Raw genomic sequence first — 14,758 nt, forward strand, 5'->3', positions numbered from 1 at the left:
CTTCTATGGCATTTGAAGGATTAGCGGACCGTCTCCAAGGTACGATAAAGAAAATTACCGGTAAGGGTAAGGTCTCTGAGCAAGATGTAAAAGAAATGACCAGAGAAGTTCGCTTAGCACTTTTAGAAGCTGATGTTAACTTCAAAGTTGTAAAACAGTTAATTGCTCGGATAAAAGAAAGAGCTGTTGGTCAAGATGTAATGGAGAGCTTAACGCCAGGACAACAGGTTATTAAAGTTGTAAAAGATGAATTAACGAATTTAATGGGTGGAGAACAAAGTAAAATTGTTGTAGCTGACCGTGCCCCAACGATTATTATGATGGTTGGTTTACAAGGTGCTGGGAAAACAACGACAACCGGGAAATTAGCTAATCACTTACGTAAAAAGCATAATCGTAATCCTTTATTAGTTGCATGTGATGTTTATCGACCTGCAGCAATAAAACAGTTAGAAACACTCGGTACACAGCTGGATATGCCTGTTTTTTCATTAGGGACAGAAGCAAATCCGGTTGATATTGCCAATCAGGCGATTGCTCAGGCAAAAGAAAATCATAATGATTATGTCATTATTGATACAGCTGGTCGTTTACATGTCGATGAAAATTTGATGGAAGAATTGCAACAAATTAAAGCAGATGTAAAACCAGATGAAATATTCTTGGTAGTTGACTCGATGACAGGTCAGGATGCTGTCAATGTAGCAGAAAGTTTTAATGAGCAGCTCGATATTACTGGTGTTGTCCTGACTAAATTAGATGGTGATACCCGTGGCGGTGCTGCACTTTCTATTAAAGCTGTCACAGATAAACCAATTAAATTTGCCGGGATGGGTGAAAAACTAGATCAACTAGAGGCATTCCATCCTGAACGCATGGCGTCTAGAATTCTAGGTATGGGTGACGTGCTTTCTTTAATTGAAAAAGCACAAACCAATGTCGATGAGAAACAAGCTAAAGAATTAGAAGAAAAAATGCGTACGATGTCCTTTACTTTTGATGATTTCTTAGAACAAATGGGTCAGGTTCGCCAAATGGGACCGTTGGATGACTTAATGGCAATGATTCCTGGTGCGAACAAGATGAAAGGATTGAAGAACGCGCAATTAGATGAAAGTCAACTGACGCAGGTGGAAGCTATTATTCAATCGATGACGAAGAAAGAACGCCAAGATCCAAGTGTCATTAATGGAAGCAGAAGAAAACGTATTGCAAAAGGCTCGGGAACTTCCGTTGCAGCCGTTAACCGCTTATTAAAGCAGTTTTCAGAGATGAAAAAAATGATGAAGCAAATGACAAATATGCAAAAAGGCAAAAAAGGAAAAGGCGGATTTAAATTACCTTTCATGTAGAATCCGTAAGTATAAAATTCGCATAAATTAATTCTTATTGCGAATAGCTGCGTCTAGCCCCTGTTCCCCAACTGCCTCAGAATTTGTAGTTGTTGAACGGGAGCTATGCACTTTTCGTTTTAGGACTTGATTTTTCCGTTTTGTTGAAATAAAATATGCTTGTAATGGAAAAATACTTTACAGACTAAAAACTATCTGTTAGAATCAATTCTTGTGATAACATATTTATTGGAGGTGCAAAGCATGGCAGTAAAAATTCGATTAAAACGTATGGGTTCTAAAAGAAATCCATTCTACCGTATTGTAGTAGCAGATTCTCGTTTTCCGCGTGATGGTCGCTCTATCGAACAAATCGGTACGTACAACCCTGTAGTTAATCCAGTTGAGGTTAAAATAGATGAAGAAAAAGCTCTTGATTGGATGTCAAAAGGCGCAAAACCTAGTGACACAGTACGTAATCTATTCTCAAACGAAGGCATCATGAAGAAATTTCACGAACAAAAAAATTCAAAATAAGTAGTGTGATATCATGAAAGCCCTAATTAAATCGATTGTTACCTCGTTAGTAGATTATCCGGATGATATTGTTATTAAAATAACGGAAGAAGATTCGAAAGTTATTTATCATTTAACAGTACATCCCGATGATGTCGGAAAGGTCATAGGAAAAAATGGTCGAATTGCAAAAGCAATACGTACTGTTGTATATGCAGCCAATACGGACGGTAATAAACGTATTTTTTTGGATATTATGTAAGGTGCGTGTTCAAAAAGAAGGATAAAATTAGCCTTTTTGAACAACTTAGGAAAGGGAAAGCTGACCCTGTTTTGGGGCTCAACTTTCCCTTTTTACACATCTTGATTCCGAATCTATGAGGCAGGAGCTGAATCTGAATGAAATTAATTAAAAAAGTTCCCATCAAGCTAGTAGTGACAGAAGATAGTAAAGAAAAGATTCGTCAAAATTTTAATAATCATAAATTACGTCTTGAACAAGAGTGTCAACAATTCCAATTTGAGAAGCGCAAATTAAAAAACAAAAATGCCAGTATTCGTTCAGATATGGAAACGCGATTTAATCAAGAAATTAAAAATCGTCAAGAAAAAATGAAGCTATTAGATTTTAAGATAGCACAGTTAGATGAATTAAAAATGGGTAGCGAAATCGTTGAAAAAGAGGTTGAAGCTCTTGTTGAAGTCGAAGTTGGCTCTGATTGGAATCATATTATGAAAGAGCAAGCTATCGTAATTAAAGATGATAAGGTTATCCGAATTGATGAATAGAATAGGTGAGAGAAATGAGTAAACAGAAATTAAAAATAGGTAAAATTATAAATACACACGGTATTCGCGGCGAAGTGAAAATCCTGCGTATTACGGATTTTGAAGAGCGTTTTACACCAGGAAATGAAGTTATTATAGCTGCAGATCAAGGCGATATCACATTAACGATTGATTCGCATCGTATCCATAAAGGATTTGATCTTATTACATTTAAGGGCTATACAAATATTAATAAGGTCGAACAATGGAAAGGCTTGAATTTGTTTATTGATAAGAATCAAGCAACCGAACTGGAAGAGGACGCTTATTATTACCACGAAATTATTGGCTGCCAGGTCCAGACAACGGAAGGCGAAACATTAGGAAAAGTAAAAGAAATACTATCCCCTGGGGCAAATGATGTGTGGGTGGTGCAAAGACCAGGCAAGAAAGATTTATTATTACCTTACATTGAAGATGTAATTAAAAAAGTAGACACAGACACTGGTATTATTTCAGTAGAATTAATGGAAGGGATGTTAGACTAGATGCATATCGATATACTAACCCTTTTTCCTGAAATGTTTCATGGTGTGATGGAGAGTTCGATCTTAAATAAAGCAGTAGAGAAACAGCAATTTTCGTATCAGTTAGTCGATTTCCGTCATTATTCCACCCATAAGCATAAAAAAGTAGATGATTATCCATATGGTGGAGGAGCAGGGATGGTACTTACTCCCCAGCCTATATTTGATGCTGTTGAAGCAGTGCAAAAAGAAAAAGCATCCCGTCCGCGAGTTATTTTGATGTGTCCACAGGGAGAACCGTACACGCAAAAAAAAGCGGAAGAATTAGCGGAAGAAGACCATCTTATTTTTATTTGTGGTCATTATGAAGGCTATGATGAACGTATTCGTGAGCAGCTTGTAACGGATGAGATATCCATTGGGGATTATGTCCTGACAGGTGGAGAATTAGGGGCAATGGTTGTTATTGACAGTGTTGTCAGGCTCTTACCAGAAGTATTGGGGAATGAGGATTCAGCGCAGCAAGATTCTTTTTCAACAGGCTTATTAGAACATCCTCATTATACACGTCCTTCAGATTTTCGCGGGTTTGAGGTACCGGATGTTTTATTATCAGGGAATCATGCCAATATTGAAGCGTGGAGAAGAAAAGAATCGTTAAAACGTACGTTAAATAGACGTCCAGATTTATTAAAAAGCGCAGAATTAAATGATGTAGATAAAGAAATACTGCATGAATTGACAAAAGAAGCAGAAGAAAAGTAAAAAGTGGTTGTGCATTGATAAAGAATATGCTATATTATTTATTGTGCTTATGTGCGTGTAAGCATGTAAAACGATGTTCCGCTGTTCACATATAAGGGCATGAGCATTAGTTTGGAAGGAGTGAAAATCATGCAACAAATTATTGCTGACGTAACAAAAGATCAATTACGTACAGATCATCCTGATTTTCGACCTGGTGATACTTTAAAAGTTCACGTAAAGGTTGTTGAGGGTAATCGTGAACGTATCCAGGTATTTGAAGGTGTTGTAATTAAACGTCAAAACGGTGGAATCAGCGAAACATTCACAGTAAGAAAAATTTCTTATGGTGTTGGTGTAGAGCGTACTTTCCCATTACATTCACCAAGAATTGATAAAATTGAAGTTTCTCGTCGTGGTATTGTACGTCGTGCGAAGCTTTACTATCTACGTAACCTACGTGGAAAAGCAGCGCGTATCAAAGAACGTCGCTAATCTACGATTGAAAAATATGAAACGAATAAAAAGGGCTACGTCAATATTGGCAGTAGCTCTTTTTCATTTTTGAAGAAAATGCAACTTTTTAAGTAGATTTATTCTAGAATGCAGATATAGCTGAGACAAAGCGTCAGTACCCAGATAATTAATCAACCAATTTTGATGCAGTGTCAAAAATAATAATACTTAGAAGTTGTTTATCTATTGTTTACTAGCTACAATAAAGGATAGACTGAAGTTATCGGAGGAAGTCAGATGACAGAGAAAGAGCAAGAAAAGAAAAAAAATGAATGGTTGGAGTGGATAAAAGCAATATTAATTGCTGTGGCTTTAGTGTTCCTAGTGCGAATGTTTTTATTTGCACCCATCGTAGTGGAGGGACCATCCATGCTGCCAACCTTGCACGATCGTGACCAAATGATTGTAAATAAAATCAAATATACATTCGGGGAACCGGATCGTTTTGACATTATTGTCTTCCATGCACCGGAGCAAAGTGATTTTATTAAGCGTGTTATTGGTCTGCCAGGCGAACATGTAGCTGTGAAGGATAATGTACTTTATATAGATGGTGAGCCTGTGGACCAACCGTTTTTAAACGATCAAATTTTTACAAATGATTTTTCACTAGAGGATTTAGAAGAAGGATATGAGGTCGTTCCAGAAGACTCCGTGTTTGTTTTAGGAGATAATAGAAGTAATTCAACAGATAGTCGTATTATTGGCGTTGTGCCAATGGATGAAGTGGTTGGGGAAGCAAGTTTCGTCTACTGGCCATTGGATCGAATACATTTCAGTAAATGAGCAGGATTAAACAGGTCTGTACATGCGTTTTACTTGGAACTTAAATTACTATATTTGTGAATCGATAGAGAAAAAGCGAGAGAATACTCGATATGAAAGGAGTTGTGATTTTTTGCCTATACAATGGTTTCCAGGTCATATGGCGAAAGCACGAAGAGAAGTACAGGAGCAATTAAAATTAGTTGACTTCGTGATTGAATTAGTTGATGCCAGAGCACCATACTCATCGCAAAATCCCATGCTGCAAGAAGTTTTAGGGCAAAAACCAAAGCTTATCTTGCTGATGAAGAAGGATTTAGCTGATTCAGAAAAAACAGCGGAATGGATAGCGAGCTACCGCAAAAAGGGTGTGCAAGCAGCAGCGGTTGATGTGAATCAAAAAGGAGATATAGGGCAGGTTATTCAATTAGCTAAAGCAATGGGGCAAGAAAAAATGGATAAACTCCGAAAAAAGGGGATTAAACCGAGACCAGCCAGAGCAATGATTGTTGGTATTCCAAACGTTGGCAAGTCTACTTTAATCAATCGGCTTGCGAATAAAAAGATAGCTAAAACAGGGGACCGTCCGGGAATTACAAAACAGCAGTTATGGATAAAGATAAAGAAAGACTTTGAATTATTAGATACACCTGGTATTTTATGGCCGAAATTTGAAGAAGAAATAGTTGGGTATCGACTTGCGGCTATTGGAACGATAAAAGATCAGTTACTCCCGCTTCAAGATGTAACAGCTTTTATTATTCGGTTTTTATTTGAGGAATACCCGAATCGTTTAAAAGAACGCTATGAGATCGAGGATAGTTCTGATATGGTAGAATTATTTGAAGGAATAGGAAGAAAAAGAGGCGCATTGGAAAGTGGAGGTCATGTTAATTTTGACAAAGTAGCAGATATCGTATTGCAGGACCTGCGCTCAGGAAAGCTGGGTAAATTTACCTTAGAACAGCCTTAAAAATATTTTATAAAAGTTCGCTAAAATACGTGCATAAAAGTGAAATACTCGCATGTCCAACAATTAACAGCCTGCAAGGGATTTTTTCTTTGTAGGCTATTTTCATTTTATATTTTAAGAAAAACGATTACTTAACATGCTAGATGAGATGACGATAATAAAAGAAAGTAGGATAGGTATGAAAAAGCAATCTATTACAGAAATTAAAGCATTATTAAACGAAGATAATCTAACACCAGAAAAATGGGAAGCCTTGCTCCAGGATGAAAGAAAAGGTGTACAGACTCTTTTGAAATCGTATCATCGTAAAAAGGAGCGAGAAAAACGTTTGATTCAACGGTTTGAAGAGATGCGTCACTATGAAAATAAAGCCTATCAGAATGGTTTCGAGTGGATTGCTGGTGTAGATGAGGTTGGAAGAGGACCGCTTGCAGGACCGGTTGTTGCGGCTGCGGTGATTCTGCCTAAAGATTTTCGTCTAATCGGTTTAGATGATTCTAAAAAATTAAAAGAAGAGGTAAGAGAAGAATATAGTACATATATTAAGGAGCATGCCATTTGCTATCATATTTCCTTTATAGAAAATCAAATCATTGATGGAATTAATATTTATGAAGCGACAAAGCAGGCAATGTATGAAGCATTAGCTGGGTTAACGACACCACCTGACCATGTGCTGGTTGACGCACTTCACTTACCTAATCTAAATTGCTCTCAAGAAGCTATCATCAAAGGGGATGCCTCTAGTATTAGTATTGCTGCTGCCAGTGTCCTGGCAAAAGTAGCACGTGACCAATTTATGAAGGAACTGGATAAGAAATATCCTGGTTATGGTTTTGATAAAAATATGGGCTATGGAACGAAAGCGCATTTAAAAGGGTTGGAAGAATATGGTGCGACACCTTATCACCGAACATCTTTTGCACCTGTTAAAACACTTGGAAAATGATATAGAAAAAGAGGGGAAACCATGAGAATTCAAGAGAATATAGCAGTGGGTAAGCTATCGCAATCATCGAAAGCCGGTTTGCTTCGTAATATGAAATCGGGAGATATTTTACAAGGCACGGTGAAGCAGCTCTACCCAAATCATAAAGCGGTTATTCACATGCAAGGAAATCAGCTTATTGCTCAGCTTGAGGCCTCTCTTTCTGTCGGAGGAAAATATTTTTTTCAAGTAACATCAAATGAAGGGAAAATGCCCAAGCTACAAGTACTTACAGGTGAGCAGCAAAATGGGAATCATATGGTAAGTAATCTTCTGCAGCAATTAGGGATAAAAGAATCGAAGCTATCTTCTCAAATAGTAAATTCGCTTGTAAAAGAGCAAGTTCCGATACAGCAACCTCAATTAATGCAAGTTATTCGATATTTACAGGATAATAAGATGTCTTTTCAGCAAGCCCAGCCGATTGTGATGCAATTAATGAAATCGCGAATTCCAGTTACAGATGCAACTTTCCAAGCGCTACAAGCATTTCAAAATGGGAGTCTCAGTGAGAATTTGCAGGCGCTGGAACGTTCTTTATTACCAAATCAGCAACCAATAATAAGGGCAGAATTAGAACATGTTTTAAGAGGATTTCCCTCTCAAGAAAGTGCTGTAAGAGCGATGCTTATTGCTGATGTGCAGCAGGCCAAGCCAATGCTATTCCCACTCTTGCAAAACCTCGGTTTCATTTCTAAAGCGATGGATAAACAGGCATGGGCAAAAATTTTACAACAGTGGAATCCGTCATCTTCGCAAACCCAAGGAACAATAAATCCACCATTTACAACGAGTTTCGAAGGGCTAAAGGATCAGCTTCAGCCTATTTTAACAAATCATAAGCGATGGATGTCAGAAGCAAATGCATTGCATGGAATGGATACACCACAGAGTAATTCCTCTAAGATGCAGACAAGCTTAGAAGCGCATTTTTCAAATAATCCACAAGTTATGCAAGGATATAAAGAGCAGGATCGTCATTTAGTTGAACCTCTCATGGAGCCAAAGAACTATCAAGCCTTAGAACGGCTCATAAAGATTTGGACAGCCTCAGGTGAAAATATTATCAATAATCCAAAAGAGCAATTTTTGCAGCAGCTCAGATGGGTGCTTCATGATGCCGGCATCCATGCGGAGAGTGCACTGAAAACAGAAGGAGCGAATGGTATGCATTTCAAGCATCTGTTGTTAGAAATGATTCAAGCCAGCAGTGGGGGCAGTGGCAAAGAAAATGCACAGCAGGTCGTCCATTTTTTGAATGGTATGCAATTAAATAATATGCATGACAGCAATTATTTTATTCAAGCGAATATACAGCTACCCAGTCAGAAGTTCGGTTTATCCAAGGATATTCATTTACAGTTTGAAGGTAAGAAAACAAGGGATGGGAAGATTGATCCAGAATGTTGCCGTATTATTTTCGATTTGGAGCTGCAACGTATGAAAGAAACAATTGTTGATTTACATGTTCAAAGGAAGGCATTAGCCATTACGATTTATAATGATCAAGCTACTACACCGGCTGTTGTCGATAAACTTCGGCCGAGCCTGCAAGAAGCTTTACTGAAGTTGAATTATGAGCTGACAACAATTGTTTGTAAGCCGTTTACAGAAGTAGATAAGCAGCAATTCGTAAAACCCTCAGACGAGAAAGCCAATTACAGAAAGGTGGATTTTCGAGTATGAATGAAAAACGAAAAAAAGCAGTTGCCCTAAGTTACGAGAAAAATGTAGCGGATGCTCCAAAAGTAACCGCATCAGGTAAAGGGGTTTTGGCAGAAGAAATATTAGATCGTGCTCGTGAGCATCATATTCCTATATTAGAAGACCCTTCCTTAGTAGAAGTATTAGCAGAATTAAAGGTGAATGAAACGATACCTGAGGAACTATTTCAGGTCGTTTCTGAAGTATTTGCGTTTATTTATCATGCAGATAAACAAACTGGAGAAGGAATAGGGAAATAATATTAAATTTATATTTCCTATTTCTTGTTTATTTTATGTATTTTTAATACAATAGAGTTGCACTGATTTTGATAGGAGGATGGAAGATGAACATTCATGAGTACCAAGGTAAACAAGTTTTACGAGAATTTGGTGTAAAAGTTCCGAACGGCCATGTCGCTTATACAGTAGATGAAGCTGTAGAAGCAGCAGAAAAGCTTGGCTCATCTGTAACCGTTGTCAAAGCGCAAATCCATGCGGGTGGACGCGGGAAAGCCGGCGGGGTTAAGGTTGCAAAAAGCTTAGAGGAAGTTCGTACATATGCGGATGAAATTTTAGGAAAGACACTTGTAACACATCAAAATGGCCCAGACGGCACGGTAGTAAAACGTTTACTTATTGAAGAAGGTTGTGATATTCAAAAAGAATATTACGTAGGGGTAGTCCTTGACCGTGCGACGTCAAGGGTTGTAATGATGGCATCTGAAGAAGGTGGCACAGAAATTGAAGAGGTAGCAGAAGCAACACCTGAAAAAATCTTTAAAGAGGTAATTGATCCGGTGGTTGGTCTAGCACCTTATCAAGCTAGAAGACTCGCATTTAATATTAATATTCCAGATGAATTAATAGGTAAGGCAGTTAAATTTATGACCGCATTATATGAAGCATTTGTGTCGAAAGACTGTTCTATCGCAGAAATTAATCCGCTTGTAACAACAGGGGATAATGAAGTGCTTGCATTAGATGCAAAATTAAACTTTGATGATAATGCTCTTTATCGTCATCCGGATATAGCAGAGCTGCGTGACTTAGGGGAAGAGGATGAGAAAGAAATCCAAGCTTCTAAGTATGACTTAAGCTATGTTTCCTTAGACGGAAATATCGGATGTATGGTAAACGGTGCTGGGTTGGCGATGTCTACGATGGATATTATTAAACATTATGGCGGCGATCCGGCTAACTTCCTTGATGTAGGGGGCGGTGCTACAGCCGAAAAAGTAACAGAAGCATTTAAAATCATTCTTTCAGATAAAAATGTGAAAGGTATTTTTGTAAACATTTTTGGTGGAATTATGAAATGTGATGTCATTGCTGAAGGCGTTGTTGAAGCGACAAAACAAATGGGCTTAACGATTCCGCTAGTTGTTCGCCTAGAAGGTACAAATGTAGATCGCGGAAAAGAGATTTTAGATGAATCCGGCTTGAATATTACATCTGCATCCTCTATGGCAGATGGAGCGGAGAAAATTGTTGCTGCAGTTAAATAAAGTAGTTACCGTTATGTTGTTGACTTACAAATAGGAAAGGATGGACTTAGGATGAGCGTTTATATAAATAAAGATACAAAAGTAATCGTCCAAGGAATTACAGGTGGGACAGCACGTTTCCATACCAAACAAATGCTAGAATATGGTACAAAAATTGTTGGCGGTGTTACTCCAAAAAAAGCAGGCACAGAAGTAGAAGGCGTACCTGTTTTTAATACAGTTGATGACGCTGTAAAAGCCACTGGAGCAACTGCGTCTGTTATTTATGTGCCAGCTCCTTTTGCTGCAGATGCAATTATAGAAGCAACAGATGCAGGTCTTGACTTAGTTATCTGTATTACAGAGCATATTCCAGTAATGGATATGGTCAAAGTAAAACGCTATATGGAAGGCAAGAAAACCCGGCTTGTCGGACCAAACTGCCCTGGTGTGATTACAGCAGATGAAACAAAAATTGGCATTATGCCAGGATACATCCATAAAAAAGGGCATATTGGTGTTGTTTCTCGCTCAGGTACATTAACCTATGAAGCAGTACATCAATTAACACAGGCTGGTTATGGACAAACAACAGCTGTTGGGATTGGCGGAGATCCTGTCAATGGAACAAACTTTATTGATGTGCTAGATGAATTTAACAGAGATCCAGAAACAGAAGCGGTTATCATGATTGGTGAAATCGGCGGTACTGCTGAAGAAGAAGCTGCTGAATGGGTGAAAGCAAACATGAAAAAACCAGTAGTAGGATTTATTGGCGGTGTTACCGCGCCTCCAGGAAAACGTATGGGACATGCTGGTGCTATTATCTCAGGAGGAAAAGGTACAGCCGATGAGAAAATCCGTATCATGGAATCTTGCGGTATTAAAGTAGCTGATACTCCAGCTGTTATGGGGGAAACAATGATTCAAGCTTTAAAAGAAAATGGTTTAGAAGAGAAATGTAAAACACACTAAGCTATATTTAATAGAAGCCTGGAAGAAAATGCAACTTCTTTCTATGGAGAGTTTTTTCATCTCTGAGGATGGAAGCGGATTTTTCTCTAGGCTTCTTCTTTTACATGGGAGAAAACGATGGAAAGTTAATGGTACGTGTATAAGAAAACAAAGGGTTTACTAATAGGCTTGTCAAATGAAGTTTCTCTACTATTGAAAGGAGAGTTATAGAAGTGGAATATAATTTAGATCGATTCGATTTGATTCATCTCACAAGATGCCGGTATGCAACGCGTGCATTTATTCGAAAATGGTTGAAAATAGATCCAACCTTAAGGTTAATATATCAAATGACACCTCAAGAATTGTCAAAAATTATTCGAATTCCTCAACAAAAAGCACAAATCCTCCTTAATGACCTCCATCATAATCCGTTGAAAAAGAAAATTTTGGAAGAATCAAGAGATTTCCATATCATCACAATAGTTGACGAATATTATCCTAGTATGTTAAATACAATTAAAGATGCCCCGATAGTTTTGTATGGAGCAGGGAACCTTGATCTTTTAAAAATGCAACCGACCATAAGTGTCATTGGTACAAGAAATCCATCCAATGAAGCATATAAAAAACTTGCCTATACAATTGCCCCACTTGTAGACGCGAAATGGGTCATTGTCAGCGGGATGGCTAGAGGGGTTGATAGTATGGCACATCGGTTGACATTAGGAAGGAAAGGGAATACGATTGCTGTTTTAGGCAGCGGATTTCATGCCATTTATCCGAGAGAACATATTTCTCTATATAAACAAATTGTAAATGAAGGCTTAGTCCTGTCAGAATACCCGCCTGATCAAAACCCTCAAAGATATCATTTTCCTGAAAGAAACCGGATTATAAGCGGTTTGACAATGGGAACCGTAGTTATTGAGGCAATGAGAAAAAGTGGAACGATGATTACTGTGGAGCAAGCTCTTGATCAAGGAAGAGACGTATTTGCAGTACCAGGTAATCCACTTTTAGAGCAATGTACTGGATGCAATGAACTTATCCAAGATGGCGCAAAATTGATCCAAACTGCCGAAGATATTTTTACAGAGTGGAATTATTGTTTTAAATTATTCAATAAGTAGTGATTGACAAAAACGTTTTCTATCTATAGTATTAGGAAAGATTTCTATTCGAAAATTGTCAACCTCATTATGGGAGGAAGGTACATGTCAGATTATCTCGTTATCGTTGAATCGCCAGCAAAAGCTAAGACGATTGAGCGATATTTAGGAAAAAAATATACAGTGAAAGCCTCTATGGGACATCTCCGTGATTTGCCCAAAAGTCAAATGGGGGTAGACGTAGAAGAAAACTACAAACCCAAATATATAACTATCCGCGGAAAAGGGGATATACTAAAAGACTTAAAAAAATCAGCCAAAAAAGCAAAGAAAATCTATCTTGCAGCCGACCCCGATCGTGAAGGAGAGGCAATTGCTTGGCATTTAGCACATATGTTAAATGTGGATGAGAAATCAAAATGCCGTGTTGTGTTTAATGAAATTACAAAGGATGCCATTAAAGAATCCTTTAAGCATCCTCGTCCGATAGATTTAGACTTAGTTGACGCGCAGCAAGCCCGTCGTATCCTTGATCGATTAGTAGGTTACAATATTAGCCCTATATTATGGAAAAAAGTGAAAAAAGGGCTGAGTGCTGGACGTGTGCAATCTGTTGCTTTAAAAATGATTATCGATAGAGAAAAAGAAATTGAGAACTTTAAACCAGAAGAATACTGGTCCATTGATGCAATTTTTGCTAAGGATGATGAAACCTTTGAAGGTTCATTCTATGGGGTAGACGGCAAGAAAACGCAGCTTAAAACAAAAGACGATGTAGAAGAAATTAAAAAGAAATTAGATGGAAAAGAGTTCACAATTAAAAGTGTGAAAAAAAGGGAGAGGAAACGAAACCCTGCCGTACCATTTACAACTTCATCGCTTCAACAGGAAGCAGCAAGAAAATTAAACTTCCGAGCAAAGAAAACGATGATGATTGCGCAACAATTATATGAAGGTATTGACTTAGGACGCTCTTCTGGCGGAATTACAGGTTTAATTACTTATATGCGTACAGATTCTACCCGAATTTCCGATTCAGCGAAAGAAGAGGCAAAGTCCTATATTCAAGATAAATATGGTGACAAATATCTTGGCAAGCAAGGTGCTACAAAGAATAAAAGCGGTGCTCAAGATGCCCATGAAGCTATTCGTCCAACATCAACGTTCCGAGATCCAAAAGAATTAAAAAATATTTTATCAAGAGATCAGTTACGATTGTATAAGTTAATTTGGGAGCGTTTTGTTGCCAGTCAAATGTCACCAGCCGTAATGGATACGATGACGGTACACTTAACAAATAACGGTGTTGAATTCCGTGCAACCGGTTCAAAAATAAAATTTAAAGGCTTTATGAAGGTTTATGTAGAGGGTAATGATGATAACAAAAAAGAAGAAGACAAATTATTGCCAGAGCTAGAGGAAGGAATGAAAGTCGATTCCAAAGAAGTCAAACCGAACCAACATTTTACACAGCCGCCTCCACGTTATACCGATGCAAGATTGGTAAAAACAATGGAAGAAATGGGTATCGGCCGACCATCTACTTACGCTCCAACATTAGACACAATTCAGCGTAGAGGCTATGTATCTATGGATAACAAGCGATTTATACCTACTGAATTGGGCACAATTGTCTGTGAACTTGTAGAAGAGTTCTTCCCGGAAGTTATTGATGCAGAGTTTACTGCAAAGATGGAGACAGATTTAGATTCCGTCGAGGAAGGGAAGACTGCTTGGATTCAAATCATTGATAATTTCTATCAGGATTTCAGTAAACGCCTCGAAAAAGCAGACGCTGAAATGGAAAAAGTAGAAATACGGGATGAACCTGCTGGAATTACTTGTGAGGAATGTGGGCACGAAATGGTTTATAAAATGGGACGTTACGGGAAATTCCTGGCCTGTTCCAACTTCCCTGATTGCAGAAATACCAAACCTATCTTAAAGAAAATAGGTGTCACCTGTCCAAAATGTCATAAAGGTGAAGTGGTAGAGAGAAAATCGAAGAAAAAAAGAACATTTTATGGATGTGATCGTTTTCCAGACTGCGATTTTGTCTCATGGGATAAACCGATTGCCAGAACCTGTCCGCGATGTGATTCCATGCTAGTTGAAAAGAAAACTAAAAAAGAAACACAGGTTCAATGCTCTAATTGTGAATATAAAGAAGTTGCACAAAAATAGCTGGTCATTTGATTAGCTATTTTTGTTGTGGGCGATAATCGATGATGGCTTTAAAGGAAATACTATATTATGTATAAAGTACGTTAAAGTTGACTAAAAATATAATAGTCATTATAATCTCTATTTGGTAAGGAAATACCCTTGACAGTTCTTTAAGGATCAATAAAGCTATCACGGCACAGTAATTAGC

16 protein-coding genes are annotated in these 14,758 nt (G+C 37.9%); all 16 read left to right on the forward strand.

Translation table 11 applies throughout. The annotated features are described in order from the left end of the window. Positions 1 to 5 precede the first annotated feature (5 nt). The 16 genes from ffh (at position 6) to topA (ending at position 14,568) form a co-directional block, all read left to right on the forward strand. The gene (ffh, locus tag KI343_RS02590) at positions 6 to 1,352 is read left to right on the forward strand and encodes a signal recognition particle protein (RefSeq protein ID WP_212924882.1); all 1,347 of its coding nucleotides are present in this window, start codon (positions 6 to 8) and stop codon (positions 1,350 to 1,352) included. Positions 1,353 to 1,595: 243 nt separating this feature from the next. Then, positions 1,596 to 1,868 (forward strand): 30S ribosomal protein S16, encoded by a 273-nt coding sequence (gene rpsP, locus KI343_RS02595; protein ID WP_212924883.1) that lies wholly within the window; start codon positions 1,596 to 1,598, stop codon positions 1,866 to 1,868. A gap of 13 nt (positions 1,869 to 1,881) precedes the next feature. Further along, the gene (locus tag KI343_RS02600) at positions 1,882 to 2,109 is read left to right on the forward strand and encodes a KH domain-containing protein (protein WP_212924884.1); all 228 of its coding nucleotides are present in this window, start codon (positions 1,882 to 1,884) and stop codon (positions 2,107 to 2,109) included. Between the two features lie 137 nt (positions 2,110 to 2,246). After that, entirely contained in the window at positions 2,247 to 2,636 is a 390-nt protein-coding gene (locus KI343_RS02605; RefSeq protein WP_212924885.1) for a YlqD family protein, read from the forward strand. A 14-nt stretch (positions 2,637 to 2,650) separates the two neighbouring features. Then, positions 2,651 to 3,163, forward strand: coding sequence for a ribosome maturation factor RimM (gene rimM, locus KI343_RS02610; protein WP_212924886.1), 513 nt, complete (start codon positions 2,651 to 2,653; stop codon positions 3,161 to 3,163). Further along, entirely contained in the window at positions 3,164 to 3,907 is a 744-nt protein-coding gene (trmD, locus tag KI343_RS02615; RefSeq protein ID WP_212924887.1) for a tRNA (guanosine(37)-N1)-methyltransferase TrmD, read from the forward strand. A 129-nt stretch (positions 3,908 to 4,036) separates the two neighbouring features. Then, positions 4,037 to 4,381: a 50S ribosomal protein L19 gene (gene rplS / locus KI343_RS02620; protein ID WP_040980074.1), complete on the forward strand. Its 345-nt coding sequence runs from the start codon at positions 4,037 to 4,039 to the stop codon at positions 4,379 to 4,381. Between the two features lie 258 nt (positions 4,382 to 4,639). Beyond that, the gene (gene lepB, locus KI343_RS02625) at positions 4,640 to 5,188 is read left to right on the forward strand and encodes a signal peptidase I (RefSeq protein WP_212924888.1); all 549 of its coding nucleotides are present in this window, start codon (positions 4,640 to 4,642) and stop codon (positions 5,186 to 5,188) included. Between the two features lie 112 nt (positions 5,189 to 5,300). Continuing rightward, positions 5,301 to 6,140, forward strand: coding sequence for a ribosome biogenesis GTPase YlqF (gene ylqF, locus KI343_RS02630; RefSeq protein WP_212924889.1), 840 nt, complete (start codon positions 5,301 to 5,303; stop codon positions 6,138 to 6,140). Positions 6,141 to 6,318: 178 nt separating this feature from the next. Next, a complete protein-coding gene (locus KI343_RS02635; RefSeq protein ID WP_212924890.1) occupies positions 6,319 to 7,089 on the forward strand; it encodes a ribonuclease HII in 771 nt (256 codons plus the stop codon). A 21-nt stretch (positions 7,090 to 7,110) separates the two neighbouring features. Then, complete coding sequence (locus KI343_RS02640) at positions 7,111 to 8,814, forward strand: hypothetical protein (protein WP_212924891.1); 1,704 nt, start codon at positions 7,111 to 7,113, stop codon at positions 8,812 to 8,814. Beyond that, on the forward strand, positions 8,811 to 9,092 hold the full coding sequence (locus KI343_RS02645; RefSeq protein WP_212924892.1) for an EscU/YscU/HrcU family type III secretion system export apparatus switch protein: 282 nt from the start codon (positions 8,811 to 8,813) through the stop codon (positions 9,090 to 9,092). Before KI343_RS02640 ends, KI343_RS02645 begins: the two co-directional genes overlap by 4 nt. A gap of 86 nt (positions 9,093 to 9,178) precedes the next feature. Then, on the forward strand, positions 9,179 to 10,339 hold the full coding sequence (gene sucC, locus KI343_RS02650; RefSeq protein ID WP_212924893.1) for an ADP-forming succinate--CoA ligase subunit beta: 1,161 nt from the start codon (positions 9,179 to 9,181) through the stop codon (positions 10,337 to 10,339). A 51-nt stretch (positions 10,340 to 10,390) separates the two neighbouring features. Then, positions 10,391 to 11,293, forward strand: a complete 903-nt coding sequence (gene sucD, locus KI343_RS02655; RefSeq protein ID WP_212924894.1) for a succinate--CoA ligase subunit alpha — start codon at positions 10,391 to 10,393, stop codon at positions 11,291 to 11,293. Positions 11,294 to 11,505: 212 nt separating this feature from the next. Beyond that, on the forward strand, positions 11,506 to 12,405 hold the full coding sequence (gene dprA / locus KI343_RS02660; protein WP_244856681.1) for a DNA-processing protein DprA: 900 nt from the start codon (positions 11,506 to 11,508) through the stop codon (positions 12,403 to 12,405). An 84-nt stretch (positions 12,406 to 12,489) separates the two neighbouring features. Further along, complete coding sequence (topA, locus tag KI343_RS02665) at positions 12,490 to 14,568, forward strand: type I DNA topoisomerase (RefSeq protein ID WP_212924895.1); 2,079 nt, start codon at positions 12,490 to 12,492, stop codon at positions 14,566 to 14,568. The last annotated feature ends 190 nt before the right edge of the window (positions 14,569 to 14,758 follow it).

Source organism: Oceanobacillus sp. J11TS1 (genome assembly GCF_018333215.1).
Taxonomy (GTDB): Bacteria; Bacillota; Bacilli; order Bacillales; family Amphibacillaceae; genus Oceanobacillus.